Here is a 26,865-nt window from a genome sequence, read left to right as displayed (position 1 = left end):
GCCAACGAGAACGGTAGAGGAGTTCGGCATGGATGCTCGTTTGAACCTTTTCGACGACCCGATTGCGGGCAAGGTGCTCAAGTACGTCGCCTCCGCGGGGCGGGTGACTGCGGACTCGACGCTGCCCGCCGCGACGCAGGAGTTGGTGAGGCTCCGCGCGAGTCAGATCAACGGGTGCGGGTTCTGCACCGACATGCACACCAAGGACGCCGCCGCGGCCGGTGAGTCGACGCAGCGCCTCAACCTGGTGGCGGCGTGGCGGGAGGCCACGGTGTTCACCGAGGCTGAGCGTGCTGCGCTGGAGCTGGCGGAGCAGGGCACCCGCATCGCGGATGCGGCCGGTGGAGTCACGGACGAGGCCTGGGCGAATGCGGCCAAGCACTACGACGAGGAGCAGCTCGCCGCACTGGTGTCGGTGATCGCCATCATCAACGCCTTCAACCGGGTGAACGTGATGGTCCAGCAGCCCGCCGGCGACTACCAGCCCGGCCAGTTCGGCTAGCAGGCAGCGCCTGGGCCGCGAACTGGCGTGCCCGGCGCATAACCCGAGGTTGACCGCCAGATCCGTGCGGCGATGGCGCCGTCGCCGCACGATCACGACCGAGGGCCGGCGGCGAAACAGCGCCGCGGAGCACGGCAAGGTCGGACGGCGCTGGTTCAGCTGTCCAGGGGCTGGCTCAGCCTCAGGGCAGAGGTGTGGTTTCGAAGATCTGGAAGCCGCGGTGCTTGTAGTTCCTTAGGGCGTGTGGGTGGTCTGCGGAGGATGTTTGTAGCCAGACGCGGCTGGTGGGCATGCCGGACGGGGATTTGAGGTTCCACGCGGTCTTAGTTGCGAGGGTTAGGAAAGGGCCGCCGAAGCCCTTGGACTGGAACTCGGGGAGTAGGCCGAAGATCACGATGCCCACGTTGCCGTTTGCAGCTGCCTCCAGTTCCACGAAGCCGGCGACGGCGCCCTCGACCCGGGCGAGCCACGTGTGGACTGCCGGCTGGGACAGCTCGTCCGCCCACCGTTCGTTGGTCCAGATACTCCGACCGCCTGAGCCCAGTGGCTCCCAGATGCGGACATAAACCGCGCGAATCAGAGGCGCGGACTCTGGACCGACCTCTTCCAGGTCCAACGGAGCCGGTGCCGGTCGCCCAGGAATCAGTTGCTCTGGAGCTGTCATCTCGAGACACGTGACAATCATTTCCCCAACCCTCGGTGCCCGCCTCCGCAGTACGTGGACTGCCGGACCAGCGTAAGCATTGTTGCCGGGGGCTACGAGGTTGTTGCCTGATGCATCGAGTTTGAAACCTTGGGATGATTGCGGATCGTGACGATCGTCTCACGGATTGTCACGAGAGTCTCATCGTTTCCTTGCGGGTGCGTGCAGATGTCCTGACTGGGGTGGCGGTCGGTGGAGCCGACGGCTGAGTCTCTGTTGAGGAAGAGACATCGGGCTGACCACTGACGACGTGATCATGCGGGACCGATCGGGCCTGCGTGAGTCGCGACTACGGAGGATCCGGACGCGTGCTCGAGACCTATCGCGGTATCCCGCACCTGTTGGACACGTGGCTCGTGCTGACCGGCATGGCGGTGCCGATCGCCATCTCGGCGGTCCGTCGGCCAGGCGACCTGGCACCCCGGCTGGCGTCGCGGGTGTTGCCGACGACGCTCGCGCTGATCTTCGCGGCGACGCTCAGCCCGACCGTCCCACACCGGATGCCGGGGATCGGCAGTTGTGGCACCCATCTGACGACCATGGGTGGGCTCACCTCGATGCAGGGGCTCGGGCCGAGCTGGCACCCGCGATGGCGAAGAGCTCGAGCCGCCTCCGACCAGTGGCCAGAGCCCGATGAGGGGGTGTGGATGGTTTTCCACAGGTTGTGGATGAATCGGGGGATGACTGGTCAGAACGCTGAAGATATCCACAGGTGGAATCATGGTCAGGGTCGGACCTCGAGGCCCAGCGACGTGGTGATCACCATCGCCTGGGTGAGATCGACGATGGCGTTCTTGAGCTCCACGGTCAGCGGGTCCAGGGTGGACAGATCCGAGCCGCGGAGGTCGGCCCCGGAGAAGTCGGCCTGGTGCATCCAGGCGCCGGACAGGTCCACATCCCGCAATGAAGCCTTGCTCGCCCTGAGCCCGGTCAGGTCGGCCTCCCGCAGTCGCACGCCGGTGAGTTCGACGCCGCGCAGATCCGCGCCGGGCAGGCCGACGAACGACCAGTCGCCGCCCTCGACCTTCATCAGGTTGTAGGAGCAGTCGTCGAACATGCTGCCCATCACCTTGCATCGCTTGAACGTGGTGTCGAAGAACGAGCACCGCACGAAGGTGCAGTTCACGAACGCGGCGTCGGTGTGGGTGGACGCGTTGAATCGCACGCCGCGGAAGGTGCACTCCTCGAAGACTCCGCCCTGGTTCGTCACCTCGGTCAGGTCGGAGTCGATGAACAGCACCCGGGTATACGTCTGGCCTGACGGATCGGCGTCGTCCCAGTCCCGGATCGTGGTCTCGGTCTTCGGTGCGGGTCGTCCGTGTTTGCGGTCAGCCACGGCACTCCTCTCGGGTCACCTGCAGTGTGACGCCTCGGACCGACAGAGTTCAGCCGCCCGACAGAATTCAGCTGGCCGACAGGTTCAGCTGAAAGACCAACCCCAGGAGAGTGATCAGCGTGACCGGATCTGAGCGGGTGATGGTCTTCGGCGCCGGTGGCTTCCTAGGCAGCGCGATCTGCCGGCTGCTCGTGGACCGCGGCATCGAGCACCGCGGCATGACCAGGAGCACGGGCGGTCCGCACCGGCGGTTCGACCTCGCCACCGGGCACTGCTACGCGCTGGACACGCAGGTGTGCATGTGCAAGCCGACTGTCGTGATCAACGCCGCCGCCACGACCCAGGGCGACGCCCTCGCGCTCACCCGAGGCAACGTCGTCGCCGTCGGGGCCCTGCTCGCCTCCGTGAACGGCTACGCGAGCAACGCGCAGATCGTCCACATCGGCAGCTCAGCCGAGTACGGCGACGCGCCGCGGGGCACGAGCCATGACGAGCAGGCGGACCTGCGCCCACGGACGGCGTACGGGTTCAGCAAGCTGGCCGGCTCGGAGCTGGTACTGCGTGCGCAGCGGAACGGCGCAGACGCCGTCGTCCTCCGCTCCTTCAACATCAGCGGCCCGGGTTCGCCCCCGAGCTCGTTGCTCGGCAAGGCGGTCCAGCAGTTGGCGAGCACGTCCGCTGTGGAGGAGGCGCCGGCCGACGAGTGGCGCGACTACACCGACGTGCGACAGCCGTCGCCTCCCCGGTGCCGGTCGATCGGACCGCCGCCGTGGTCGATCACAGCACGTTCGACGGACCTTCAGCTGAGTCGTCGTGGCAGCAGGCCGACACGACTTTGATGCAGAAGCAGCTCGGGTGGTCGCCCAGGATTCTGTTGGAGCAGTCGCTGCTGGACACCTGGACCGCCTGCCCGTCCGGATGACGGCTTCTGCTCACCGGGAGAATGGCGGGGTGGAGATTCGCTCAGCGTGTCAGCCGGCGCCCGACCGTCGCCCTCCCGCGGTCAACGAGGACCTGGTGTTGAGCGGGCCCGGGTTCGTGGTCGTGCTGGACGGCGCGACCGCGCCGGTGGAGCTGAACTCCGGGTGCCGGCATTCGGTGGCGTGGCTGGTCGGCCGGCTGGGCGGGCAGTTGGTGGTGCCGTTGCTCGCTGGATCCGCTGCCCCGCTGGCGGATCTGTTGGCTGACGCGATCGCCGCCGTGATGGCCGAGCACGGGGACAGCTGCGATCTGGCGAATCCGGACAGCCCGTCGTCGACGGTGTCGATCGTGCGAGCCTCTGCCGACCAGGTCGATCATCTGGTGCTGGCGGACTCGCCGGTGGTACTGCGTTCGCCCGATCAGCGGGTGACGGTGGTGGCGGATGACCGGATCGACCTCTTGCCGGAGTACACGTTCGAGGCCGTGCGGCGACTGCGGAACCAGCCTGGTGGTTTCTGGGTGGCGAGCACCGAGCCGAAGGCGGCGTACGAAGCAGTGGCCGGTACTACGGACCGCGCGGACGTCGAGGTGGTCGCGATGCTCACCGACGGGGCATCGCGCTACGCGGAGCGCTACGGGCACACCTGGGGAGACCTGGTCGAGGTACTCGACACGACCGGGCCTCAGGAACTGATCGACAGAGTCCGCGCATACGACACGAAAGCCGCCGAGGGCACATTCCGCGGCAAGCGCCACGACGACGCCAGCGCAGTCCTCTGGCGGCTAGCCCGGCGGCGTCCAGCTCCCTGAGCCAGGCGGCTGCTCCCTGCCTCCAGACGTCGACTCCCCAGGATTCGTGGGCTGGCCAGGCGATGGCTGCCCTCCGGGGTGCGGCTGTGCGCCGTAGGACGGGAACGAGCGGGGCGCGTTCCAAGGCTGCTGGCTCGGTGGAGGTCCGAAGCCGGGCTGGCTGGTGGATGTCGGGCGCGGCGCGTACTGCGGTGGCTGGGGGTAGGCAACCGGGGTGGCGGGAGGCTGGCCCGGGTGGAGTAGGCCGAGCTCGGTGCCTCGGGCGTCCTGCCAGGTGCTGACTCGGAGGAGGAGCAGGGAGACAGTGACAGCGGCGACGATCAGGAGGGCGGTGGCGACCGTGAAGCCGATGTTCACCCCGAGGGCGACCCGGACCATGTCGTCCTGCAGGTCGTAGATGTCCACGTAGTCACCCGTTGCGCCGGCCGCATCCGCACGATCGACCAGTTGCACGATCCAGACGATGAAGCTGATCAGCACCGTCGCGCCGCCCGCGACCAGGATCACCCAGAAGCCGGCCCACGCGGCCCACCACCCGTACAGCAGAGCGCGGATCTCGCCCGACTTGGCCGCGCCCGGTTGCGCGGGTGGCTCGCTCGCCTGGACGACGTCCTCGACCACCTGCAGCGGATACCAGAACTGGACGATCGGGCAGATCCAGCTGCCCACCACCCAGCCCTGCGTGTGCCGGTGCGAGTCGAACCCGCCCGGCGGGACCGGACGGAACACCTGGGTGTTCTCCCGGGCCTGCCAGAGCCAGATCAGGAAGGCGATTGCCGTGCCGACGAACAGGTACCCGACCAGGTCCAGCAGTGGCCCGCTGTTGGTGATCGACTCCATCCCGCTGTCGAACTCGTCCTCGGAGACCAGCCCGTAGACGAAGCGCTTGACGTCGTCGTACGAGCTCCACATCAGCACGACCTGGACCACGGCGGCGACCGCCGTCACTCCCATCAGGCCGATGCTGACGAGCGCTATCCGCCGCAACGGCCGGTATTTCGGCGCCGCGACCACCGCCGGATAGGGCGGATACTGCCCCGCCGGATACCCCGGATAAGGCCCCTGCGGCCTCGGATAAGGCTGACTCACCTTCCCCACCTCCCCGTGGGACAAGTTATCCCAGCCCAGGGAGCCCTCACCCAGTTATCCACAGCCCAGCGCACCACCGGCCGGCAAAGCGGGGTGCAGACGCGCAGCTCAGACGGACGCGAAGGCCTCTTGGGCTGCTGGCAGGGCAAGAGCCCTGTCGGAGGCGGAGAGGCCGATCCGGGTGCGGCGGTCAAGGAGGTCGTCTTCGGTCATGGCGCCTTCGTGGCGTACTGCGAAGCGGAGCTCGGCGTGGGTCGTCGCCAGCCCGGGCGCGATCGGCAGCAGTAGTGAGGGGTCTCCCGCGATGACGTCAGGCGCCTCGATGCCGTAGCGCTGGACGAAGCGGGCAGGTGCCCGGACGGCGGCCAGGTGGCCCCGGGAGGCGGCACCGACGAGAGGGATGCGGTGGGTCAGGCAGGGGCGGCGGACCTCGACCGACGACTGCGCGAGGGCGGTGTCGAGAACGTCCTGCGCCATCCGCCGGTAGGTGGTGAGCTTCCCGCCCACGATCGTCACGACACCTTCGGGACTCGTGATCACCGCATGCCGCCGTGAGATGTCGGCGGTCTTGGACCCGCCGTGGTGATGGCCGGTGTCGAGCAGCGGCCGCAACCCCGCGTAGGTGCCGAGCAGGTCGTCCCTGGTCAGCGGCACGCGCAGGGCCCCGCTGATCGTGTTGAGCAGGAAATCGATCTCGGACTCAGTGGCGTGCGGTGCGTCGCTCACCGGCCCCGGCGCATCCTCGTCGGTCAGCCCCACGTACACCCGGTCGTCCGGAGCGGGAATGGCCATCACCACCCGGCGCAACTCCCCCGGCACCGGCACGGTCAACACGGCCGACAACCCACCGAAGGCCGACTGCGGCAGCACCAGGTGAGACCCCCGGCTGGGCCGCAGCTTGATGCCGGAGGCCACCTGATCCGCCCAGATCCCGGCCGCGTTGATGACGATCCGGGCATCCACGCTCAACCGCCGGCCAGACAACTGATCCACCAGTACCGCGCCGGCACCGGTCACCTGCTCCGCCGAGCACCGCGTGATCACCCGCGCTCCGTACGACGCAGCGGTGCGCGCGATCGCGACGACCAGCCGCGCATCGTCGTACAGCTGGCCGTCCCAGGTGAGGAAGCCGCCGCGCAGTCCCTCGGGGCGCAGCGTCGGGGCGTAGCGGAGGATCTCGGCCGAGCTGATCCGGCGGGAGTGCGGCAGGTAGTCGTCACTGGTCCGCGCGAAGGTGCGGAGCACGTCGCCGCCGAGGAAGGCGCCGCGCAGCATCGCCGCCTGCGCGATCCTTGCCTGCGGCAACCATGGCGCGACCTGCGGGACCGGGTGGACGAGATGTGGCGCGGTGGTCTTCATCAGGATGCCGCGCTCGACCGCGCTCTCGTACGCGATCCCGACATGCCCCGAAGCCAGGTAGCGCAGGCCGCCATGCACCAGCTTCGAGCTCCAGCGGCTGGTCCCGAAGGCCAGATCGTGCTTCTCCACCAGGGCAACGGTCAGCCCGCGCGCGGCCGCGTCGAGGGCGACCCCGACCCCGGTGACGCCGCCGCCGATCACCAGCACGTCGACCTTGCCGGTCGTCTCGAGCCAGTCCAGCTCGCGCGTCCGCCGGGCCGCGTTCAAACTGGCGTTGCCCACCGCGATCATGGCGTCAGGTACCTCGTCAGCATCACCCGCAGCTCCTCGTCCAGCTCCGGGTACTCCTTCGGCTCGGCGAGCACCGGTCCCGACACCGCCGACGCCAGCGAGACCAGGATGATCTGCCGCGACAGCCAATCCGGGTCGCCGTCGCGGATCGACCCGTCCGCCTGACCCGCCTCGATCCCCGCCTTGACCAGTGCGAGGTGTGCGACCGTGCTGCTGCCTCGCCGCTCGAGCAGGTACGGCGTGAGGAACTCCGGGTCGAGCTCGATGATCTTGCGCATCAGCGGGTGGGTCCGGGTCTTCGCGACCACCTCGACGACCCCTTCGACCAGGCGGGAGCGCCCGTCCACGGAGTCGGGCTGGAAGGCCGAGACCAGCGCGGTGGTCCACTCCCGGGTCATCAGCGCGGCGACCACGGCCTGCACATTCGGCCAACGACGGTAGAGCGTCGCCCGGGAGACCTCCGCGTGCCGGGCGATGTCGGCCATCGTCATCCGGCGCATCCCGATCGCGAGCAGCAGTTCGTACGCCGCGTCGAGGATCCGCTCCTCGCCGATCGCGTTCGCCGGCGTGGGCCGGGTGGAGGCCGGAGCCCCCTCACCGTTGCCTGGGTCCACCGAGGTCGCGCCCGTGGAGCCGCTGCCCGTGGAGCTGCTGGCTGTCGAGCTGCTGGCTGTCGAGCTGCTGGCTGTCGAGCTGCTGCCTGTCGAGCTGCTGTCAGGAGAACCGGGGCTGCTGGAGCCGTTGGCGATTTCGCTGCTACGCTGAGACATCACACGTCAGAGTGTATCAGCGACTCCGGCGTGTGGGGAACGTCCGGAAGAGGTGGAGACCAGGGGGTTTCACCTCTTCCGGACGGTACCGCCGAAGCCGACCAATGGGGAGCCCCGAATGACCGAGTCCGACCTGCCGGTGGTGCAACTCACGCCCGGCCGCTGGGGCGACCCGGCCCACCCGGTCGAACTCCCCGCCGCAGCCGTCGAAGCCCTCAAGCACCTCGGCGTACGCCGCCCGGCCGCTCCCGTGGTGGACCCAGCCGTACGACGTACTGCGGGTGAGGGTGAGGCGGCAGGCGACGCGGCTCCGGGTGGTTCGACGGACGACCCGGAGCTCACCCTCGCCGCCCGGGAGGTGCTGGAGAAGGTGCTCGGCGCGGAGCACGTGAAGACCGACTTCGAGACGCGCTGGGGTCATACCCGCGGCTACTCGACGCCCGACCTGCTCCGCCACCGCGCGGGCGACACCTCGGACCTGCCGGCCGCCGTCGTCTACCCGGGCTCGCACGACGAAGTACTGGCGCTCCTCACCGCGTGCGACGAGCACCGGATCGCGATCTCCCCTTATGCGGGCGGAACCTCGGTCGTCGGCGGACTCGCCCCGCAGCGCGCCACGTTCATCGCCGTAGACCTGCGCCGCCTGAACAGACTCGTCAGCATCGACGAGATCTCCCGCACGGCGACCCTCGAGGCCGGCGTACGCGGTACTGCCGCCGAGGCGATACTCACCGAGCACGGGTACACGCTCGGCCACTTCCCGCAGTCGTACGAAGGCGCGAGCATCGGCGGGTATGCCGCGACGCGCTCGAGTGGTCAGTCCTCGGCCGGCTACGGGCGGTTCGACCAGATGGTGGTCGGGCTGACCCTGGCGACTCCGCGCGGCACGGTGGAACTCGGTCGCGCGCCGATGTCCGCGGCCGGCCCGGACCTCCGCCAACTCGTGCTCGGTTCCGAAGGCGCCTTCGGCATCATCACCTCGGTCGTACTCCGGATCCGCCCCCGCCCCACGGAGCGGTCCTTCGAGGGCTGGAAGTTCGCGTCGTTCGACGAAGGCCTGACCGCGATCCGCCGCCTCGCCCAGGACGGCCCGCTCCCGACCGTGCTGCGGTTGTCCGACGAGGCCGAGACCGCGATCAACCTCGCTGACCCGGATGTCCTCGGCGGCGGCACCGGCGGAGTACTGGCGATTGTCGGCTTCGAAGGCACCCATACTGCGGTACGCCGGGCCGAGGTGGCCGAAGTCCTCACAGCCGCAGGCGGCGAATCCCTCGGCAAAGGTCCGGGCGAGACCTGGCGCCAGGGTCGCTACCGCGCTCCCTATCTCCGCGATCCCCTGCTCGACGAGGGCGCCTTGGTGGAGACGCTCGAGACCGCAGGGTTCTGGTCGACCCTGCCGGCGCTGAAGGCGAAGGTCACCGAGGCACTGGTCGCCGCGTTGGCAGAGCAGGGCACTCCTCCGCTGGTGCTCTGCCACGTCTCCCATGTCTACGAGACCGGCGCCTCGCTCTACTTCACGGTGATCTCCGCCCAGACCGACGACGCCGTCGCCCAGTGGCGCAAGGCGAAGGCTGCCGCGAGCCAGGCGATCGCCGAGGCAGGTGGAACGATCACGCACCACCACGCAGTCGGCACCGACCACCGCGACGCCTACGTAACCGAGATCGGCCCGCTCGCGGTCGAAGCCCTGCAGGCCGTCAAGCACGTGCTGGACCCGAACGGCATCCTCAATCCTGGGATCCTGCTCCCCGAGGACTGACCTGCGTCCACAGTGATATGCACAGCTGTTGATAACTTGCGTTAGGTAGTCGAACTATTGCGTCAAGTTAGTACCTTCCTTAAGGTGTGGCGACCCCTTCGCTCCTCCATCCGCCCCCAGGAAGGTGCAAATTCATGTCCACGCCCTGAACTGCGGCGCGGGCAACAGTGGCTGGGACTCCACCTGGAGCGGTTGCAACTGGCTGGAGCCGGGCACGGGCGGTGGTGACCCGACTCCGCCCGCGGGCAACCTGGCCGCAGGTCGCCCGGTCACCGCGAGCAGCTCCGTCCAGAACTACGTGCCCCGCAACACCGTCGACGGAAACGCCAACAGTTACTGGGAAAGCGCGAGCAACTCGTGGCCGCAGTCCCCTGACCGTTGACCTGGGCAACAGCCTCGCGGTGAAGCGGCTGGTGCTGAAGCTACCCCCGAGCTCTGCCTGGGTCCTGGATCCGGGAACACGGCGACGATCACGCTGCCGGGGGCGAACACTCGCTATGTGCGGTTGACCTTCACATCCAACACAGGATGGCCTGCGGGTCAACTGTCCGAGTACGAGGTCTACAGCAGCTAGCTGTGCTTGAGCGCCCAGTCCAGGGCGTAGTCGGCCACCTCTTCCCAGCCCGGTACGCCGCCGGTGAAGTGGGGGCGGCCGGGGAACTCGTAGTAGTCGGTGACCGCGTTGCTCTTGTAACGCTGGTAGTTCTCCTTGGTCATCGCCGGTGGGACGGTGTGGTCCGCGCCGCCGGCGATGATCAGGAGCGGGGCCCTGGTGTCGTTCTTGAAGTTCACCTTTGTGGCCGCGTTCGGGTTGAAGTTCGCGGTCGCCGCCTGGAAGAGCGGGCGTGCGGTCGACGGCACGTGGTACTCGTCGTAGAGAGCGTCCGAGTCCGCCTTGCTCAACGTGTTCGTGAAGGCGAAGTGCCACTGCTCCTTGGTCAGGCCGACGGTCTTGTTGCGGTTCAGGGGGTTCGTCAGCGCCGGGGCCGAGGCCTTGAGCGCCGACAGCGGCAGCCGGAGTACTCCCTTGATCGGCGCCGGGTCGATCGCCACCCCGGCCGCGCCGAGACCCCGGTCGAGCAGCAACTGGACGATCGCGCCACCGAACGAGTGGCCCATCAGGATCGGTGGGGTGTCGAGGTCGCGGATCTTGCGGTCGTAGCTGTCCACGATCTCGGTCAGGCCGAGCCCGTTCATCACCGACGGGTCCCGGCGCAGGGTCTCCAGGTCCGCGTTCATCCGCGGCCATTCGGGAGCAATGACAGTCTCGCCGCGCTCGGTGTAACGAGTGATCCAGTGCTGCCAGGACAGTGAGGTCAGCCAGAGACCGTGGATCAGGACGATGGTTCGCGGAGTGCCTTCAGTCATACGTGCTCCTCGGGTCGCCTCATGCTCGCAGGCGGTACTGGCCGAAGCAATGGATTCACGGATCTCTTGACCTCAAGTTCTCTTGAGGTATGAGAGTGACGGACATGACTCCTGATTCCCTGACCCGTCCCGTTGCTCTCGTCACCGGCGCCTCCGCCGGTCTCGGCCTCGCGCTCGCGCACGGTCTGGCCGACCGTGGCTGGGCGCTGATCATCGACGCCCGGGGCGCCGACGCACTGAAGGACGCGGCCGACGCGCTGGCCGGCCGCACCGACGTCGTACCGCTCGCCGGTGACGTCACCGACCCCGACCACCGGGCCGATCTCGCCGACGCCGTGGGTGAGCTCGGCCGCCTCGATCTGCTGGTGAACAACGCCAGCTACCTCGGCCCGAGCCCGCTGCAACCGTTGGCCGTCGCCGACATCGACGAACTCCGGCGCGTTTACGAGGTCGACGTGATCGCGCCGATCGCCCTGACCCAGGCGCTGGTGCCGGCGCTGACCGCGAACTCCGGCATCGTGCTCAACATCAGCTCCGATGCCGCAGTGGAGGCATACGAGGGTTGGGGTGGCTACGGTTCGGCCAAGGCTGCTCTGGACCACGCGAGTGCAGTACTGGCGGCAGAACACCCCGCGCTGGCCGTCTACGCGGTCGACCCGGGTGATCTGCGGACAGCCATGCACCAGGCGGCCTTCCCGGGCGAGGACATCTCGGACCGCCCGGAGCCGGCCACCGCAGTACCGGCGTTCCTGCAGTTGCTCGACAGCCGGCCGGCGAGTGGTCGCTACCGGGCGGCGGAGTTCGCCCCGGCGGTGACCTCGTGAGAGTTCATCCCCACACCAGATTCACCCTGCCCGACGAGCTGAACGCGGCGGAGCCACCGGAAGCGCGAGGGCTGGCCCGGGACCGGGTGAGGCTGCTGGTCGCGGAGGGGTCGACCGTCACGCATACCCGGTTCGACCGGATCGGGGAGCACCTGCGGCCGGGAGACCTGTTGCTCGTGAACACCTCTGGCACGCTGCCCGCGGCGGTGGACGGCTCGTGGATCACCGGCGGAGGAGTTGCTCCGGTTGTCGTCCACTTCTCCACAGCGCTCGACGACGGCACCTGGGTGGTCGAGTTGCGCAGTGGTGGGATGCCGATGTTCGGTGGCGCGGCCGGCGACCGGGTGGAGCTCCCCGAGGGCACGCTGACTCTGCTGGAGCCATACGACCCCGGGAGCACCAGGCTCTGGCGAGCCAAGCCGCCAGTTGCGGACGTGGTCGCCTACCTGGGTCGCCACGGTCGCGCGATCACCTACAAGTACGTCGACCGGCAGTGGCCGCTCGCGCTCTACCAGACGGTGTTCGCGAACCAGCCGGGTTCGGCGGAGATGCCGAGCGCTGGAAGGCCGTTCAGCTTCGAGCTGGTGAGTCAGTTGGCCGCGTCCGGAGTACTGATCGCGCCGATCCTGCTGCACTGCGGGGTGTCGTCGCTGGAGAGCTACGAGCCACCGCTGCCCGAGCGGTACGACGTATCGGAGCACACCGCGCGGCTGGTGAACTGGGTGAAGGCCAACGGCGGCAGGGTGATCGCTGTCGGGACCACGGCGGTGCGGGCGATCGAGTCGGCCGCACAGCCTGACGGATCAGTCGCGGCCGCGGGTGGTTGGACGGACCTCGTGCTCGGGCCGGATCATCCCGCTGCCGTCGTGGACGGGCTGATCACGGGCATGCACGCGCCGGAGGCTTCCCACCTGCTCCTGCTGGAGTCGGTGGTCGGAGGCGACGTCGTACAGCACGCCTACGACGCCGCCCTCCAACGTGGCTACCTGTGGCACGAGTTCGGCGACAGCTGCCTGATGTTGCGGAGCTGACCGCAGCCGGTCAGACCTTCTCCTTCTCGGTCGCCGGCTCCTGCTCGGCGACGACCTCGGGGATGACGGCCTCAGGGACGTCGACCTCGGGGGCCGCCGGCTCCCCCAAGGAGGTCACTGCGCTGAAGTCGGTCGGCGGTCCGATCAGCGGCGGTCCACCCTCGTTCCCGGGCCGGGCCCGCTTGTCGACCGCCCGCGGGCTCACGGCTGCCACCACCGATCCAGTCGGCGGCCGCCGACGGCCTGTGGATGAATCCGCAGCACCTTCGAAGTCAAAGCTCTGGTCATCGTGAATGTCCTTACCTGCAAGAGGTCCCCCGTTGGGACTTCCATCCGGTAGGACTATCGACAGGTGCGTAACGTCATGCCCCCGCGCCAGACCGAAGCAGAATTGTGGCCTAGGCCGAAATAGTTCGGTTTTCAACGGCCGTCGAGCTGATGTGGTCCGAGGAAGTCGTCGGTGCGGAGGTCCCGCGGGAAACCGAGCTCGAACTCAGTCGCGGCCTCCAGCCGTCCGACAGCCTCGCCGGGCAGTTCCAGCTCGAGCGCGGCGAGGTTGTCGGCCAGCTGAGCAGGCGAGCTCGCCCCCGCGAGTGGGTGAACCGCTCGCGAGTGCGCCCGAGTCCAAGCAAGCGCCACCTGAGCCGGTGTCGCGCCCAACTCCCGAGCCACCTCCTGTACTGCGGCCAGCACCTTGCGCTCGCGTTCATCCAGAGCGGTGTCGGCGGATCGGCCCAGCTTCCCGTGCGCGAGCGGAGCCCAGGCCGCCACGGTCAGGCCGAACGCCTCGGCCATCGGCAGGAGTTCCCGCTCGATATCTCGCTGCAGGAGGCTGTACGGTACCTGCAGCCCGGCGAACTCCGTCCAGTCGTGCCACTGCGCCAGGGTGTTCGCCCGGGCGACGATCCACGACGGCGCCTCGGAGATCCCGGCGTACAGGATCTTGCCCGTCCGGACCGCGTCGTCGAGGGCGCGCAGGGTCTCCTCGACCGGCGTGTGCCGGTCCCAGAAGTGCACCCAGTAGATGTCCAGGTGATCCGTCCGCAGCCGGCGTAGGCTGGACTCGAGGGCGAGCCGGAGGTTCTTCCGATGGTTGCCTGCGGCATTGATGTCCGAGGGGTCGCGGGGCAGCGAGTACTTCGAGGCGACCACGAACCGGTCGCGCCGCCCGGCGAGCACCTCGCCGACGATCTCCTCGCTGCCGCCGTACGCGTCGGCCGTGTCGATCACGTTGCCGCCGGACCCGGCGTACAGGTCGATGATCGGGCGGGCCTGGTCCACCGAGCCGAACCGCATGGCGCCGAGGAACAACTCGGAGTCCCGCAGGCCGGTGCGGCCGAACAACCGGTAGCGCATCAGCGGGCGTACCCGTGCAGGAAGGCGTGCACGCCGGTGGTGACGGACTCGGTGATCTCGTCGGTGGTCAAGGACTCTCCTCGGTAGGACGGGTTGGCGCCGGAGATGAGCAGGGAGAAGCGCAGCGCCGCCCGGAGCGGGTCGACCACCTCGAGCAACCCGTCGGCGGCGAAGGCAGCGAGCCGGTCGGCCAGCGTCCAGGCGGGGCACGACCAGGTCGCCCTCGTCATCGACGACCTCGTCTCCACCGACCCGTGGTCACCGCGGTTCGTGCGGGTCTACGGCACCGCCGAGGTCGTCGAACGCACCGGCATGTTCGGCCCGAGCGTCTACCTCCGGATCACCCCGACGACCAGTTGGAGCTGGCACCTCGACGGCCGGGCTGCCGACCACTCCGACGAGGACTTCGCGCCTCGCCGTACGGTTCACACCGTCAGCGGCCGAGCAGACCAGGCAGCGTCGCAGCAGTGATGACCTCGGCTTGACGTGGAAAGACCTGCTCGGTCAGCACCCGATGGACTTCGGCGTTGGGATCAGCACAGCAGTCGGCAAGCACGTAGAGGCGGTAGTCCCGGTCCGCGGCGTCGCGCACGGTGGACAGCACCACGCCGCTGGTGGAGACGCCGGCCAGGATCAGGTTGTCGGTGGTGCGCGGGTTGAGCAGCTTCGCCAGGTTCGTGGTGCTGAAGGCGCCGACCCGGGTCTTGGTGACCACGATGTCGCCCGGCTCGGGGGCCAGTTCGGGGATGATCGCAGCCTCCGCGGACCCGTCGGCCAGGCGACCTGATCCGGCCAGTACGGCGAACGACTTGTTCAGCGGGGAGACCGCGTCGTAGTCCTGGGCACCGAACGCGACCCGGACGTAGGCGATCCGCACGCCGGCCGACCTCGCTCGCCGAAGGGCCTGCGCGGTACGCCGGACCAGCTCGTCCGGGTCGGCGAGGTTGCTCACGATGCCCGTCTGGAAGTCCATCACCAGCAAGGCGGTCCGGGTCGGGTCGAGGGGCATGGTCATGCCTGGCTTCCTCCCGTGAGCGGGCGAACTGAGGTACGGATGACGATGTGGGTGCCCAGGAGTTGACGTTCCCGGCCGGAGCCGGGGGCTGGGCGTTCCACCGCGAGGCGGACTGCGGCCTTGCCCATCTCCTCGTGCGGCATGTAGACGGTGGTCAGCGGTGGCGAGAGTTCCTGCGCCACCGGGATGTTGTCGTAGCCGACCAGGGAGATGTCGTCGGGCACGCTGAGGCCCTTCTCCCGCAAGGCGGCCAGAGCACCCGAGGCCATCACGTCTCCCCCGCGGCCTCGGCGACGCCGGTGGCGACCAGGCTGCGCAGTGGCGACACCACGCCCGAGACGATCATCGCGATCGACGTCGCCGGGGCGGACCGCTTCGGCGCCCGGGTGGTGACGACGTACTGGAGCTCCTCGACGGCCTGGAGCACCTTCGCGCGCGTCGGCTCGGCGACCGGATAGTCGCTGGTCAGCGCGCGCGACGCGGTGGCGACCGAGACCTGGGCGCGCCGGGCGACGTCGCGCAGCGTCGGCCCGCGTCGTGTCGGTGCCCCCTCGATCTCAGCCATCAGTACTTCTTACCTGATCCCGGTGAAAATTGCGTCGAGGTCGAACTCCTGCTCGCGCCCGTCCGGCCACACCACCGTCACGACCACGCCGTCCACGCTCGCGCTGACGGTGTCCTCCACCTCGACACCGCTCAGCGAAGCACTCGCCACATAGACGGTGTTCTCCTTCGACGTCGTGCCGAGCAGCTCGGGCACGACCGCCCATTCGCCGTACGCGGTCCCGTACGACGCGGACGCCGAGCCCGCCGATTCCCAACCGTGCAAGCCGGATACACTCGATCGGAGCTCACCGGCCCGTACGCCGACCGTCGTACCGGCGACGGCTTGTTCGAAGTCGGACGGGTGTGAGCCCGCCACCGCCCAGCCCGCCAACCGCACCGGCAATTCAGGCGGAACCCAGACCAGCCGGTGGATCCGCACCTCGAGCGCACCCCGCACTGCGGTGATGCTGTCGATCCGCGCCGACGGCAGCACGGGCCCACCGTCGGCCGTATCGCTCCCCTCCCACGGCGAGAACAGGGGGAACCGCGGCGCATGCCAGGACGCGAGCCAGTTGTCCCCCGCCGCGGTGTTGTGGATCCGACGTCGCGCACTCCACACTCGGCGGATCTTCACCTGCAGGTCGTTGTCCGACGGATCGTGCAGCGAGGTCGGCCCGGTCCGGGTCGAGTAGCCGAAGCGGGAGTAGAGCGGATCAGGCGCCCCTGCGTCCGCAGCATCCGGCTTCAGGTGGTCGTTGCCGTGGTTGTGCACCCGGACAAGTCCGTCAGCCGCGGTGTTCTGGATCAACAGCCCCGCCGGCGCCACCGCGCGCACGTAGTCGGCCTGGTCCGCGGGCAACTCCTCCTCGGCCGCCGTCCAGACAGGATGATCCGCCGGCAGCATCAGTGCCAGGAACCCCTTCGACGCCCAGTACGGCGAACTTGGGCCGGAGTACCGCTGGACGGTCGGCAGGTGCTCGCCGTGCCAGCCGAGGGAGAGAACCCCGTGGTCCGTGATCGAGCCGCGTTCGACGAAGTAGCGCAGTCCCGCGGACAGGATGCGCCGCGACTGCCCGGGATTCAGCGGGGTTTGGCCGGCCAGTTCGCCGAGAGCCACCGCCGCCAGGGTCGCCGTGCGGTAGGTCATGCTGCGGCCGTAGTACAGCGGTGAGCCGTCGCGGTCGAAGGTCTTCCCGAACATCTCCAGGAACTCCTTCAGCCGCGGCCCGAGCTTCTCCTCCAGCGTCGTCAGGCCTCGGAGGTGCGCGTGCAGCACCGGGTAGAGGTGCATCGCCCAGCCGACGTAGTGGTCGAACGCGTCGCCCGCGCCGTCGCTGTACCAGCCCTCGTCGCGATACCAGCCCTCGATCAGCCCGAGCGCCCGCTCGATCACGTACGCCGTCTGCTCGTCCGCGCGGCCGACTCCTTCGAGGAAGCTCGCGATCGTGGCCGGGAAGAGGTACCAGTTGTTCGGCGAGGGCTCCTGCTCGATCGTCGCGCGGAATCAGGCGGCCAGGCGGTCCTGCTCGTCGGGCGCGAGCCGTCCCCAGGTGTCGTCCTTGGTGAGGTGCAGGCTGAGCGCGATGCCGGCGGCCTCGACGTGCGGCTGCCCGGTCCGGCCGACGTGTCCGACCACCGGCCAGGATTCGTCGTCATCGGCTCCGACCGTGCGGGTGCCCGCGACCAGGCCGTCGACGTACCCCTGCAGGTGGCCGTTCTTGTCCGAGCCACCCGCGTGCAGGAAGGCCGCCAGCAGGAAGGTGCGGGCGAAACCCTCGAGCCCGTCGGTCGCCGGTCCCTGCTGGGACGGCCGGCCCGGGAAGTTGATCCGTGCACCCTGCGGGGACCGGTACGCGTCGGCCGACTGCAGCAGGTGGTCGGCGACGGCGACCCAGTGGTCGCGGGTCAGTCCGGTGTACGGGCTCAGACCGCGGTCCTCTTCGGGGAGCAACGAGCCCAGCAGTCCGGAAACCTGCAGCGGGGGCAGCACGGGTTGCATGGATTACCTTTCTTCGGCGGCGGAGATCCAGTTCCAGGTGGCGGGCAGGGCCTCGTCCAGCGGCGGCAGGTGCGGGTGCCACTTGAGCTCCCACTCCAACGACAGCCAGTACTCCGTGCCCCGCAAGGCCTGCAGCAGTTGGTCGATCGGGTAGTCGCCGGCGCCGCTCGGCACCGGCCGGTAGTCCTTGGTGGAGTCCTCGTCCTTGATCTGGACGAAGTCGATCCACCGCTTCAGCAGGTCGAGCGCCTCGGCCGGGGTCTCGCCGTGGCTCCAGGTGTGCGCGCTGTCCCAGATGACCTTGGCGTTGTGCCCGGGGACCTCGGTGTCGAGCAACCCGCACAGCGCGGCCATCCTCCGTCCGGCCGAGTGGGAGTCGTGCGTCTCCAGCAGGATGGCGACTTCCCGCGGAGCCGTCGTGACCCGGTCCAGCGCGCGGATCTCACCCGGCGTGGGCGAATCACCCGCCTCGGACGCAGTACTGGGGTTGTCGCCCGGGAAGACGCGGACGCCGCGAGCGCCCAGGTCGGCGGCGAGTTCGAGATGCGCGTCGAGGGGTTGCTCCTCGACCGCGCACAGCTTGACGTAGCTGTTGATCGCGAGGATCTCCAGTCCGGCGTCCTCGATCCGGCTCCGCAGGTCGCGACGTTCCGTGGCGGTCAGACCGGTGTGGGTGAACTCGTCGTCCGCGGTCCGGAGTTCGAGGCCGGAGATATTGTTGCCTTCAGCAAGTTTCAGGACGTGGTCGAGTGGTGCGCCGGGGCAACCCAGCGTGGAGAAGGCGAGTTTTGTCATCCCTTGATCCCTGAGGTAGCCATGCCCGCGATGAAATACCGCCGGCCGAAGATGAACAGCAAGATCATCGGCAGCGTAGCGAGTGCGGACATCGCCAGCAGGAACGGCCACTGCACGCTGCCCGAGCCCTGCGCGAAGGTCGCGAGGCCGAACTGCAGCGGCCGCAGATTCTCCGAGCTGGTCGCCACCAGCGGCCAGATGAAGCCGTTCCAGGCGGACTCGACGTTGAACAGCGTGATCGTGACGAAGGCAGGTGCGGCCAGCGGCGCCATGATCCGGAAGAAGATCCCGATCTCGGAGACGCCGTCGACCCGGGCCGCGTCGGCCAGCTCGGCCGGCAGCGAGATGAAGAACTGCCGGGCCAGGAAGGTGAACAGCGGCGCCGAGACGGACGTGTTCGACTCCGAGCCGCTAGCGGCCGACTCGGAGTGGTGGCAGCTCCCGAACGTGCTGCTCACCCCGCACCTCGGCGCGCAGACCTGGCACTCGCGACGGACCCAGGGTTCGATCGTGATCACGGAGATCCGCAGGTACTGCGCGGGGTTGGACCTGCAGCACGAGGTCTACCCCTCGACGTACGACCTGATGGCCTGACGCCTTGCAGGACTGACGTCTCGAGGGTCTGGGGTCAGACCCAGCGGCGGCGGGGGTGGGTCCTCGGTGCCGTGATCTCGGAGTCGTCCTTCTCCGGCTCCGGGGCGGCCGGCTGCTGGGCCGGCGCCTCGTAGGAGTACGGCGAGTTCTGCTGGTAATCCGTGGCCGGCTGGTCCGAGTAGCTGCTGCCGTACTCCGGGGTGGAGTAGTCGGTGCTGTAGGACTCCTGCGTGTAGTTCGGGCTGTACGACGTGTCGTAGCTCTCGTTGCTGTAGTCCGACTCGGTGTACGAGTTCTGCTGCGACGAGTACGAGGAGTCGTAGGTCGAGCCGTAGTTGTCGTACGAAGGCTCCGAGGAGTACGACTCGTACGAGGACGGGCTGTAGGTGCTCTCCGGGGTGTACGTCGACTCGGGTGCCTGCGGCGTTTCCGGCTCGGAGTACTGGTACGACGTCGAGTAGTCCGAGGTGTACGACGACTCGTAGGTCGACGGGACCGCGGGGGCGTCGTACGCGGGGTACGTCGGCTCCGGGGCGTAGGTGGGCTCCGGCGTGTAGGACGGCTCGGGGCCGAACGACGGGACCGGCGGGAGCGGCTTCGACGGGGTGAGGAAGTCGTCCGGCTCGGAGACGGCCGGCGCCTGCTCGTAGTAGCTCGTGGAAGCCGGCACCGCGGCCTGGACCGTCGACGGGCTGTCCACCGCGACCCGAGCGGCCCTGCGACCGGCGCGCGCAACGGGTGCGGGCTCAGGCTCGGGTGCGGGCTGCGGGGCCGGCGCCACCGGTTCGGAGGAGGTCAGGTAGTCCGAGGAGTTGCTGTAGGACGACGAGTAGGACTCGGAGTACGAGGTGGCCCAGGACGGCTCCGATGGCTCGGCCGGGCGAGCCGCAGGCTGATAGGGGTCAGCAGTTCGGGCTGCGGGCTGGTACGCGTACGGGTCGGGCTGAACGGGCGGCGGCGGTGCGACGGTCTCGGCCTGCCAGCTCGGCAGCGGCGCGGACAGCAGGTCGTCGTTCGCCGGGGTGTACGGGTTGGCCGGGGTCGACCAGCTCGGGGTCTCGAGGCCGGCGGACGACTGCCGGTAGGAGGGAGTCGCCTCCTTGACCTGGCCGGTGTCCTCGCGCCAGCTCTCGACCGGGCTGAACTGCTGCGTCGCCGGGCCGGCGTCCTGCCAGGTCTCCACGACCGGAGCGAACGGGCTCCACTTCGGCGCTTCCTCGGCCGGCTGGTTCGCGGGCCCACCGAGCGACGAGCCGCCGGCGAGTTGCAGCTGACGCTCCCGTACGGGCGGCGCCGCGATCGGCTCGGAGATGATCTGCTGCTCGGAGGTGTCGTCGTCGGCCATCACCCGGGAGACGTGGTAGCTCGGCACCGCGGCGATCCTCGGCTCGCGCTGGTCCCACCACGGGATCCACTCGCGGGTGGTCTGCATGGTGGTGATCTTGCGGATCACCAGCGTCGCGCCGACCGCGGAGATCGCGGTCAGCACGAGGGACGCGGTACCGGCCAGGGCGATGCCGCGGAGTGACCCGACGGTCGCCTCCATCCACATCAGCGCCCGGCGGATGACCACGTCGAACACGAGAGCGCCGACCCAGGCCACCCACCACACGTTCGTGAGGAGGGGTTTCCTGAGCCGGCGGAGGTCGTCGGCGTAGACCGGGGTCTTCGGATCGCTGGCTAGCCAGACGTCGTCGACTATCTGCTTGGGGTACCAGAGGTTCGGTCCCGGGCAGAACCAGCTGGCCAGCACCCAGCCGTGGCTGCGGCGGTGGTCGGCCTGGCAGAAGACCTCGGAGTTGACCCGGGCCCGCCACAACCAGATCACGAAGACCACGGCGGCGGCGACGGAGATGATGACGTTCGGGATCGAGGTGATCCGGGCGATGCTGTCGGCGCGGTTCAGATCCGCGTCGTCGACGTTCGGTCCACCGGTCAGGTACGTGTGGACGACGCCGTAGGTGTTCCAGTCCGACCAGGTACAGAGCAGGTGCGTGAGGGTCGAGGCTCCGAGCAGTCCGATCGCGATCCGGCCGACCGTGCCGACCTCCTGAAATTCTTCAGGCGCGTGTGGCTGCCACTCATCGTTTTCTTCAACAGCAGAAAGCACTGCTCGTTGCGGGTGGCTCACGTCGTGCGTCCCTCGCGTTGCTGGAACTCCGTCTGTTCGGCGTTTCGGTCGAATCCTGCCCCCGCGTGACCGAGCCACATTGATACCACGAAGTAAGTACTCGTGTGGAGTCGATGCCAGCACGGAGGGTATCGACTTAACGCGGTCTTTTCGTACGCCCATCACCACTTGTAACGAGCCACTTGACGGTCCGTGACGGGTTGGTTTACCGCGCAGGAGGTTGCCACGGTCCGTTGAGCGGATGCTGAGCGGGCTCGCGGGCCCACCACGGTGTCCACGGCCGGCGCATCTGCAGGTCGTTGATCCGCTGGACGAGGATCACTGCGAGTACAGCCGCGGCTGTCGTGCTGAGGGCGGAAATGCTGGACATCACAGCGTTCGTCCGGAGTTCGGATAATTGGGGCAACCCGTCTAGCACGCTGCGCTGGGCGATGTTATCGAGCACCAGCCCGACCACCCAGGTCAGCCACCACGCCCACACCAGCCGGGTGCCTGGGATGACTCGCAGGGTCGGCGTCAACGGCGGCGTCCGGGGGTCGCTGGCGGCGACGATGTCGTCTACCACCCACTTCGGGTACCAGAGGTTCACCACCGGGCAGATCCAGCTACCGAGCACCCAGCCCCGGGTGAAGCGGTGCTCGCCCTTGCAGAACATCTCCGCGTTCCAGCGGACCCGCCACAGCCAGACGATGAAGACCACCGCGGCGGCGAAGAGCGCGAGCGCCGCGACGATCCCGAGCGAGCCGGAGATCAGGTCGGCCTGGTTGAGCAGCCGTTCGTTCCGGGTCTCCTCGTAGGTCTTCAGCGCGGCGTACGAGTGCCAGTCGGACCAGGCTGTTGCCCAGCCCATCACCGTGACCAGGCCGATCAGGATCGAGGCGGCCAGGCCCATCGCCTGCTCGGAACTGAACCAGCGGTCCAGCGGCGGCTGGGGTGGCCGGCTAGGCATCCGGTGGAAACCGCCTGTCTGATGACCGGTCACGTATACCCCTCGTTACCAGGCCCGGTGCCAGGGATGAGCGACCGGACGAAATCCACCGTGGTGAGGCGGGGAAATCAGAAATAGCACAACCCGGTGTGATCAGGCGAGAACCTTGCGTGCCCGTCGCGGCGAGTGTCCTGCGCCCTACCCCATTCTGCCGCGCCCGGCGCGGTCCGTGGAGGCGGAAAGGCTGGTGGTGGGGCAGAAAAGTGTCGGTGCCGGGGCGGACAATCGATCCATGCGCTGGTCTGTGATCGATTCGCCCATCGGTGACCTCTCCCTTGCCGTCGACGACGACGGTCTCTGCCGCCTGCACTTCGGCGCGGTCGACGTCGGCCCGCAGGTCGAGCGGGACGACCTGCTGCTGTCCGCGCAAGAGCAGTTGAAGGCGTACTTCGCCGGTGAGTTGACCGAGTTCGACCTGCCGCTGTCGGTGCGCGGTGGGTCGGAGTTCGAGCGCTCGGTCTGGGCCCAGCTGCGCCGGATCCCCTACGGCGAGATGCAGACGTACGGCGAGGTCGCGAAAGCGGTCGGCGATCCGGGCGCGGCCAGGGCGGTCGGAGTGGCGTGCAACCACAACCCGATCGCGGTGATCGTGCCCTGTCACCGGGTCGTCGGCGCCGGCGGCAAGATGGTCGGCTTCGGCGGCGGCATCCCCACCAAACGCCACCTCCTCGAACTGGAAGCCAGGATCACCCTGGAAACCGTCTGGCTCTGACCGCGCCATCAGCCGCGGAACACCTCCAGAGATCCATCGCCCAGGCCGGTTGGGTAAGGGGTGGATGAAGGTTTGGGGGCGGGGGGACCCGGGTGCTGGGAGTGGGCCCTCGGAGGACTAATGTCGCGGTGTGCGATCACGCTGACACGGTTTGATCACACGTTTGATCGATAGCCGCCCTATCCGCCCGACCTCCCCCTCCGACTCCTCGATCAGCGCCGCCAGCTTCCAAGGGTTCGTCTCCGCGGCCCCCGCCAGGTGGTCCGGCAACAGCGGTCCGTCCGCCGCTGCCGTAGCCGCGCTGAACTCCGTACCGCCCCGAACCCTGCCCGGAGACGAACGAGATGACCCAGCCCCCGTCCAGCTCAGTGCCGAACCCGGACCTGAGCGAGTTGATGGACAAGAGTGCCGAGGAATGGTCGGCACCGGAGATCCAGAGCGCGGCCCGCTCGGCCCTGCAGGCGCACGCGCCCGACCGCGAGCCGCTGACCTGGATCAAGCGCTTCGGCGTGCTCCCCTGGCTGCACCGCAACGACGCCGTCTGCCGCGAGTGTGGCGGCACCTACCCGTGCATCACCCACCGCTACGCCACCCAGCTTCTCTCCGCGGGCCGAATCCCCAACACCCGTCCGGAGAAAGACGCCCCCGACTCCCCAGAAGCCTGACGGCTCCGGCTGCGGCGACCGCGTGATGCCGCAGCTGCAGTGGTGAATGACGAAGGCCGCGAACCCTGGATGGGTCGCGGCCTTCGCCGTTGCGGGTCTTGCGGGACTGCCGGTCAGGCTGCCGGCCCGGGATCAGGAGTCGGTGGGCTTGGAGTTGGTCGAGCCGGTGGAGCGACGCTGGGTGGAGGTGGCCTTCTTCGCGGTGCCGTCGGACGGGGACTTGGTGGTGTCGTCCTCCTTGGCCTCCGGCTTCGCGTCCGGCTTGGCCTCCGGTTTCGCCTCCTCGGTCTTGCCGTTGGGCGAAACGGTCTCGTCCTTGGCCTCCGGCTTCGGCGCCGTGTCGGTCGCGGTGCCGGCCGGCTTCTCGGCGGCGGGGCGCGACGTCGTACCGGCGGGGGCCGAGCTGTAGTCGCGGCCGCTGGTCGGGGTCGACTGCCAGGCCGGCTCCGGCGGGGTCAGCAGCTTCTTGACGGCCGCGGCGGCCAGCGCGCCGAAGCCGAGGAAGAGCACGAAGTTGCGGAACTTGTGGCCCTTCTTGGGTACGTCGATCTCGCCCTTGAGCGCGGCCTTGGTGGCCTTGCCCCGGCGCGAGGTCTCCTCGATGACCGGCTCGGCGGCGGCTGCCAGCGCGGCGAGCGCGGCGGTCACCTTCGGCACCAGGTCGTCGTTGAGCCGCTCACGCGCCTTCTCGGCGGCGTGCTCGGTGGCGGGACCGACCTTGCTCAGCGCGTCGTCGATCACCGGCTGGGCCTTCTCGACCGCGGTCTGGGCGACGGCGGCGCCGCGCTCGACGGCCTTCTCCGCGTACGGCGACACCTTCTCCCGTGCGGTGCCCACTGCCGGCCCCAGGTGGTCACGCACCTGGCCGGCCACTGGTCCGACCTTCTGCGATGCCGACTCGGCGTATGGCCGGACCCGATCCTTCGCGGTCTCGACCCTGCCCTTGGACTTCGACGAACCCACGGTTCCTCCTCGGTGCCGCCCGCGTCGATGGGCGACTCTCGAGCCCATCGGCGGCCTGGACGATCTGGTACGGCTCTGGACAAATCCGGCTGTCTCTGCATCGTACGACGTACCCAGCCGATAAACGGCGGCGACCGACCCTGAGATCACCCTGTGCTGTCGGCCGGGCCGGTCGATGACGGTCCTCCTTGAGGCCCATGACAGGATCGATGTCGTAAGCCGTAACCGATGAGGAGTATCTCGTGGCCGAAGAACTGTTCGCGACGCTGGAGACGACGAAGGGTGATGTCGTCATCAAGCTGTTCCCCGATCATGCGCCGAAGACCGTGCAGAACTTCGTCGGCCTGGCCGAGGGCACCAAGGAGTGGACCGACCCGACCACCGGTCAGCCCAGCACGGCGCGCTTCTACGACGGCCTCGGCTTCCACCGGGTGATCGACGGCTTCATGATCCAGGGCGGCTGCCCGCTCGGCACCGGCACCGGTTCGCCGGGCTACGCCTTCGACGACGAGATCCACCCGGAACTGCAGTTCGACCGCCCGTACCTGCTGGCGATGGCGAACGCGGGGATCCAGTTCGGCCGGGGCACCAACGGGTCGCAGTTCTTCGTCACCGTGGTCCCGACGCCGCACCTGAACCGCAAGCACACCATCTTCGGCGAGGTCGCCGACGAGGAGTCGAAGAAGGTCGTCGACGCGATCGCGACCGCGAAGACCGCGCCGGGCGACCGGCCGATCGAGCCGATCCTGATCAACAGCGTCAAGATCGAGCGCAAGACCGTCTGATCCAACTGCGCGGGCCGGCCGCCGAGGCGGCCGGCCCGTACCTTTCATGACTGGAGAGGGCCACGGCGTGACCGAGACCGTCTGCTACCGGCATCCGGATCGGCCGGCCGGCGTTCGCTGCCAGCGCTGCGACAAGCCCATCTGCCCGGCTTGTATGAACAGCGCGGCCGTCGGCTTCCAGTGCCCGTCGTGTTTCAACGAGGGCGTGAAGTCGATCCCCCGCACCCGTACGTCGCTGGGTGGCGTGGCGCGCGGGAACACGCCGATCGTCACGCTCACCATGCTCGCCCTGAACGTGCTGGTGTTCATCGTGGTGCGGACCGGCAGCCCCCAGGTCGCCAACGACCTCGTGCTGGTCCCGGTGCTGGTGGACACCGAGCCGTGGCGGCTGCTCACGTCGGCCTACACCCACGTGCAGATCTTCCACATCTTCTCGAACCTCTTCATGCTCTACGTGGTCGGTCCGCCGCTCGAGCAGATGCTCGGCCGGCTCCGGTTCACAGTGCTCTACCTGCTGTCCGCACTCGGCGGCAGCGTCGCGGTCTGGCTCCTCGGCTCGCCCATCAGCGCCACGCTCGGCGCGTCCGGCGCGGTACTCGGCCTGGTCGGCGCGCTGCTGGTGATCAGCCGGGCTCGCGGTCTCGACGTCACCTGGATCATCGCCTACGTGGCGATCACCGCGGTGATCTCGTTCACCATCCCGAACATCTCCTGGGAAGGTCACCTCGGCGGCTTCGTCACCGGCGCGGCCGTCGCCTGGATCTTCCTCCAGGACACCAAACGCCGCCGCAGCAAAGCCCGCACCTGATTTCACGGCGTTGGCCGCGGCTGCGTGCTGGACTGGTACTAAGAGGTGTTGGCCTGTCGGGTGCCGGTACTAGGGGTGCCGGTCAGGTAGCGGGTGATGGTGGGGCCGAGCCAGGCGACTGCTTCTTCGCGGGAGAGGTTCGCGACGGGCGGTAGCGCGAGGACGTACCGGCAGAGCGCGAAGCCGAGTGCCTGGGTCGCGACCAGGCCGGCCCTCGTCGCCACGTCGACCGAGCTCGCCGCGTCGACAGTGTTCGCGCCGCCCGCGGTTGCCGAAGAGGCGGCCGACGCGGTCGAGGCAGACAGTTTTGCGATCATCGGGCCCAACTGGGCCGCGAAGAGTTCGCGCATTCGGTCGGCTGCGACCTCGTTGGTGACGCTGGCCCGGAGTAGTGCCTTCAGGGATTCGTCGCCCTCCCACCGGTCCAGGAAATGGCTGGTCAGCGCCGCGCCGAGCTCTTCGCGCGGCAGCGCACTGAGATCAGGTAGCCGCAGGTCGAACTCGGCGGCCGCGGCGAAGAGCTTCTCCTTGTTGCCGAAGTAGCGCATCACCATCGCCGGGTCGATCGTCGCGTCCGCCGCGATCGCCCGGATCGTCGCGCGCTCGTACCCGTCGGCCGCGAACCGCTCCCGGGCCGCCGTCAGGATCGCCGCCCGGGTCCGGTCCGAACGCCGCCCCCCGGCGGTCTCCGCTGCTGTCTCGGTCATGCCCCCACCGTAGGTCAACAGGTGTTGACTTGGCCAGC

The 26,865-nt window shown here is 68.7% G+C and carries 33 protein-coding genes and 1 pseudogene; 14 read left to right on the top strand and 20 right to left on the bottom strand.

Annotated features, from left to right (window positions below):
- The first annotated feature begins 28 nt into the window (after positions 1–28).
- Positions 29–502: a carboxymuconolactone decarboxylase family protein gene (locus EV648_RS18795; protein ID WP_132292942.1), complete on the top strand. Its 474-nt coding sequence runs from the start codon at positions 29–31 to the stop codon at positions 500–502.
- A 181-nt stretch (positions 503–683) separates the two neighbouring features.
- Here EV648_RS18795 and EV648_RS18790 read toward each other — a convergent pair whose 3' ends face one another.
- The 3 genes from EV648_RS18790 to EV648_RS18780 all read right to left on the bottom strand — a co-directional run bounded on the left by EV648_RS18790 (position 684) and on the right by EV648_RS18780 (position 2,541).
- Entirely contained in the window at positions 684–1,166 is a 483-nt protein-coding gene (locus EV648_RS18790) for a GNAT family N-acetyltransferase (protein WP_132292939.1), read from the bottom strand.
- Between the two features lie 358 nt (positions 1,167–1,524).
- Entirely contained in the window at positions 1,525–1,746 is a 222-nt protein-coding gene (locus tag EV648_RS18785) for a hypothetical protein (RefSeq protein ID WP_132292936.1), read from the bottom strand.
- Positions 1,747–1,929: 183 nt separating this feature from the next.
- Entirely contained in the window at positions 1,930–2,541 is a 612-nt protein-coding gene (locus EV648_RS18780) for a pentapeptide repeat-containing protein (protein ID WP_132292933.1), read from the bottom strand.
- A gap of 119 nt (positions 2,542–2,660) precedes the next feature.
- On the opposite strand from EV648_RS18780, the gene EV648_RS18775 reads away from it, so the two are divergent.
- A complete protein-coding gene (locus EV648_RS18775; protein ID WP_132292930.1) occupies positions 2,661–3,380 on the top strand; it encodes an NAD(P)-dependent oxidoreductase in 720 nt (239 codons plus the stop codon).
- Positions 3,381–3,492: 112 nt separating this feature from the next.
- Positions 3,493–4,272, top strand: coding sequence for a protein phosphatase 2C domain-containing protein (locus EV648_RS18770; RefSeq protein ID WP_132292927.1), 780 nt, complete (start codon positions 3,493–3,495; stop codon positions 4,270–4,272).
- On the opposite strand, the gene EV648_RS18765 is transcribed toward EV648_RS18770, so the two are convergent.
- From EV648_RS18765 to EV648_RS18755, 3 genes are all read right to left on the bottom strand, one after another.
- Positions 4,246–5,361: a DUF4328 domain-containing protein gene (locus tag EV648_RS18765; RefSeq protein WP_132292924.1), complete on the bottom strand. Its 1,116-nt coding sequence runs from the start codon at positions 5,359–5,361 to the stop codon at positions 4,246–4,248. The genes EV648_RS18770 and EV648_RS18765 overlap by 27 nt on opposite strands.
- 108 nt (positions 5,362–5,469) lie before the next feature.
- The gene (locus EV648_RS18760) at positions 5,470–7,011 is read right to left on the bottom strand and encodes a glycerol-3-phosphate dehydrogenase/oxidase (RefSeq protein ID WP_132292921.1); all 1,542 of its coding nucleotides are present in this window, start codon (positions 7,009–7,011) and stop codon (positions 5,470–5,472) included.
- Positions 7,008–7,625, bottom strand: coding sequence for a TetR/AcrR family transcriptional regulator (locus EV648_RS18755; protein ID WP_132292918.1), 618 nt, complete (start codon positions 7,623–7,625; stop codon positions 7,008–7,010). Before EV648_RS18755 ends, EV648_RS18760 begins: the two co-directional genes overlap by 4 nt.
- Before the next feature lie 13 nt (positions 7,626–7,638).
- On the opposite strand from EV648_RS18755, the gene EV648_RS42650 reads away from it, so the two are divergent.
- The 3 genes from EV648_RS42650 (at position 7,639) to EV648_RS43295 (ending at position 9,922) form a co-directional block, all read left to right on the top strand.
- Positions 7,639–7,776 carry a hypothetical protein gene (locus tag EV648_RS42650; protein ID WP_158294019.1) on the top strand — a complete coding sequence of 46 codons (138 nt, stop codon included), beginning with the start codon at positions 7,639–7,641 and terminating at the stop codon, positions 7,774–7,776.
- Between the two features lie 123 nt (positions 7,777–7,899).
- Entirely contained in the window at positions 7,900–9,540 is a 1,641-nt protein-coding gene (locus EV648_RS18750; protein ID WP_132292915.1) for an FAD-binding oxidoreductase, read from the top strand.
- 124 nt (positions 9,541–9,664) lie between these two features.
- Positions 9,665–9,922, top strand: a complete 258-nt coding sequence (locus tag EV648_RS43295; RefSeq protein ID WP_199234690.1) for a hypothetical protein — start codon at positions 9,665–9,667, stop codon at positions 9,920–9,922.
- A 188-nt stretch (positions 9,923–10,110) separates the two neighbouring features.
- On the opposite strand, the gene EV648_RS18740 is transcribed toward EV648_RS43295, so the two are convergent.
- Complete coding sequence (locus EV648_RS18740; protein WP_132292912.1) at positions 10,111–10,908, bottom strand: alpha/beta hydrolase; 798 nt, start codon at positions 10,906–10,908, stop codon at positions 10,111–10,113.
- 104 nt (positions 10,909–11,012) lie between these two features.
- Between EV648_RS18740 and EV648_RS18735 the strand changes: the two genes are divergently transcribed.
- Entirely contained in the window at positions 11,013–11,732 is a 720-nt protein-coding gene (locus EV648_RS18735) for an SDR family oxidoreductase (RefSeq protein ID WP_132292909.1), read from the top strand.
- Entirely contained in the window at positions 11,729–12,763 is a 1,035-nt protein-coding gene (locus EV648_RS18730; protein ID WP_132292906.1) for an S-adenosylmethionine:tRNA ribosyltransferase-isomerase, read from the top strand. Before EV648_RS18735 ends, EV648_RS18730 begins: the two co-directional genes overlap by 4 nt.
- 10 nt (positions 12,764–12,773) lie before the next feature.
- Here the strand turns inward: EV648_RS18730 and EV648_RS18725 are convergent, their stop codons facing one another.
- From EV648_RS18725 to EV648_RS18715, 3 genes are all read right to left on the bottom strand, one after another.
- The gene (locus EV648_RS18725; RefSeq protein ID WP_132292903.1) at positions 12,774–12,977 is read right to left on the bottom strand and encodes a hypothetical protein; all 204 of its coding nucleotides are present in this window, start codon (positions 12,975–12,977) and stop codon (positions 12,774–12,776) included.
- Between the two features lie 206 nt (positions 12,978–13,183).
- Positions 13,184–14,119: an aldo/keto reductase gene (locus EV648_RS18720; RefSeq protein ID WP_132292900.1), complete on the bottom strand. Its 936-nt coding sequence runs from the start codon at positions 14,117–14,119 to the stop codon at positions 13,184–13,186.
- Positions 14,119–14,349 carry a TetR/AcrR family transcriptional regulator C-terminal domain-containing protein gene (locus tag EV648_RS18715; protein WP_158294017.1) on the bottom strand — a complete coding sequence of 77 codons (231 nt, stop codon included), beginning with the start codon at positions 14,347–14,349 and terminating at the stop codon, positions 14,119–14,121. The genes EV648_RS18720 and EV648_RS18715 overlap by 1 nt, the downstream gene beginning before the upstream one ends.
- 40 nt (positions 14,350–14,389) lie before the next feature.
- Between EV648_RS18715 and EV648_RS18710 the strand changes: the two genes are divergently transcribed.
- Positions 14,390–14,590 carry a hypothetical protein gene (locus EV648_RS18710; RefSeq protein ID WP_241995358.1) on the top strand — a complete coding sequence of 67 codons (201 nt, stop codon included), beginning with the start codon at positions 14,390–14,392 and terminating at the stop codon, positions 14,588–14,590.
- Here EV648_RS18710 and EV648_RS18705 read toward each other — a convergent pair.
- From EV648_RS18705 to EV648_RS18675, 6 genes and pseudogenes are all read right to left on the bottom strand, one after another.
- Entirely contained in the window at positions 14,553–15,134 is a 582-nt protein-coding gene (locus EV648_RS18705; protein ID WP_132292897.1) for a cysteine hydrolase, read from the bottom strand. The two genes, EV648_RS18710 and EV648_RS18705, sit on opposite strands and share 38 nt — an antisense overlap.
- Complete coding sequence (locus EV648_RS18700; RefSeq protein ID WP_132292894.1) at positions 15,131–15,403, bottom strand: substrate-binding domain-containing protein; 273 nt, start codon at positions 15,401–15,403, stop codon at positions 15,131–15,133. Before EV648_RS18700 ends, EV648_RS18705 begins: the two co-directional genes overlap by 4 nt.
- The gene (locus tag EV648_RS18695; RefSeq protein WP_132292891.1) at positions 15,403–15,699 is read right to left on the bottom strand and encodes a LacI family DNA-binding transcriptional regulator; all 297 of its coding nucleotides are present in this window, start codon (positions 15,697–15,699) and stop codon (positions 15,403–15,405) included. The genes EV648_RS18700 and EV648_RS18695 overlap by 1 nt, the downstream gene beginning before the upstream one ends.
- 9 nt (positions 15,700–15,708) lie before the next feature.
- A pseudogene (locus tag EV648_RS18690) lies at positions 15,709–17,679 on the bottom strand (DUF2264 domain-containing protein).
- 3 nt (positions 17,680–17,682) lie between these two features.
- A complete protein-coding gene (locus tag EV648_RS18680; protein WP_132292882.1) occupies positions 17,683–18,474 on the bottom strand; it encodes a sugar phosphate isomerase/epimerase in 792 nt (263 codons plus the stop codon).
- The gene (locus EV648_RS18675; RefSeq protein WP_241995357.1) at positions 18,471–18,932 is read right to left on the bottom strand and encodes a carbohydrate ABC transporter permease; all 462 of its coding nucleotides are present in this window, start codon (positions 18,930–18,932) and stop codon (positions 18,471–18,473) included. Before EV648_RS18675 ends, EV648_RS18680 begins: the two co-directional genes overlap by 4 nt.
- Between EV648_RS18675 and EV648_RS45235 the strand changes: the two genes are divergently transcribed.
- Positions 18,820–19,068 (top strand): NAD(P)-dependent oxidoreductase, encoded by a 249-nt coding sequence (locus EV648_RS45235; protein ID WP_370452727.1) that lies wholly within the window; start codon positions 18,820–18,822, stop codon positions 19,066–19,068. The genes EV648_RS18675 and EV648_RS45235 overlap by 113 nt on opposite strands.
- Before the next feature lie 34 nt (positions 19,069–19,102).
- On the opposite strand, the gene EV648_RS18670 is transcribed toward EV648_RS45235, so the two are convergent.
- Both EV648_RS18670 and EV648_RS18665 read right to left on the bottom strand, forming a co-directional pair.
- Positions 19,103–21,178, bottom strand: coding sequence for a DUF4328 domain-containing protein (locus EV648_RS18670; protein WP_241995353.1), 2,076 nt, complete (start codon positions 21,176–21,178; stop codon positions 19,103–19,105).
- Between the two features lie 226 nt (positions 21,179–21,404).
- Positions 21,405–22,148 (bottom strand): DUF4328 domain-containing protein, encoded by a 744-nt coding sequence (locus tag EV648_RS18665; protein WP_132294062.1) that lies wholly within the window; start codon positions 22,146–22,148, stop codon positions 21,405–21,407.
- A 271-nt stretch (positions 22,149–22,419) separates the two neighbouring features.
- Here EV648_RS18665 and EV648_RS18660 point away from each other — a divergent pair, with 271 nt between their 5' ends.
- Complete coding sequence (locus EV648_RS18660) at positions 22,420–22,899, top strand: methylated-DNA--[protein]-cysteine S-methyltransferase (protein WP_132292873.1); 480 nt, start codon at positions 22,420–22,422, stop codon at positions 22,897–22,899.
- 344 nt (positions 22,900–23,243) lie between these two features.
- A complete protein-coding gene (locus tag EV648_RS18655) occupies positions 23,244–23,564 on the top strand; it encodes a hypothetical protein (RefSeq protein WP_132292870.1) in 321 nt (106 codons plus the stop codon).
- A 132-nt stretch (positions 23,565–23,696) separates the two neighbouring features.
- Here EV648_RS18655 and EV648_RS18650 read toward each other — a convergent pair whose 3' ends face one another.
- Positions 23,697–24,527 (bottom strand): DUF5324 family protein, encoded by an 831-nt coding sequence (locus EV648_RS18650; RefSeq protein ID WP_132292868.1) that lies wholly within the window; start codon positions 24,525–24,527, stop codon positions 23,697–23,699.
- Positions 24,528–24,769: 242 nt separating this feature from the next.
- On the opposite strand from EV648_RS18650, the gene EV648_RS18645 reads away from it, so the two are divergent.
- Positions 24,770–25,312 carry a peptidylprolyl isomerase gene (locus EV648_RS18645; RefSeq protein WP_132292865.1) on the top strand — a complete coding sequence of 181 codons (543 nt, stop codon included), beginning with the start codon at positions 24,770–24,772 and terminating at the stop codon, positions 25,310–25,312.
- 46 nt (positions 25,313–25,358) lie between these two features.
- Positions 25,359–26,120: a rhomboid family intramembrane serine protease gene (locus EV648_RS18640; RefSeq protein WP_241995351.1), complete on the top strand. Its 762-nt coding sequence runs from the start codon at positions 25,359–25,361 to the stop codon at positions 26,118–26,120.
- Positions 26,121–26,158: 38 nt separating this feature from the next.
- Here EV648_RS18640 and EV648_RS18635 read toward each other — a convergent pair whose 3' ends face one another.
- Complete coding sequence (locus tag EV648_RS18635) at positions 26,159–26,827, bottom strand: TetR/AcrR family transcriptional regulator (protein WP_132292862.1); 669 nt, start codon at positions 26,825–26,827, stop codon at positions 26,159–26,161.
- Between the last annotated feature and the right edge of the window lie 38 nt (positions 26,828–26,865).

Source organism: Kribbella sp. VKM Ac-2568 (assembly GCF_004345365.1).
GTDB lineage: Bacteria > Actinomycetota > Actinomycetes > Propionibacteriales > Kribbellaceae > Kribbella > Kribbella orskensis.
Note: the sequence above shows the minus strand (reverse complement) of the source record. Positions and strands in the feature narration are given on the sequence as shown.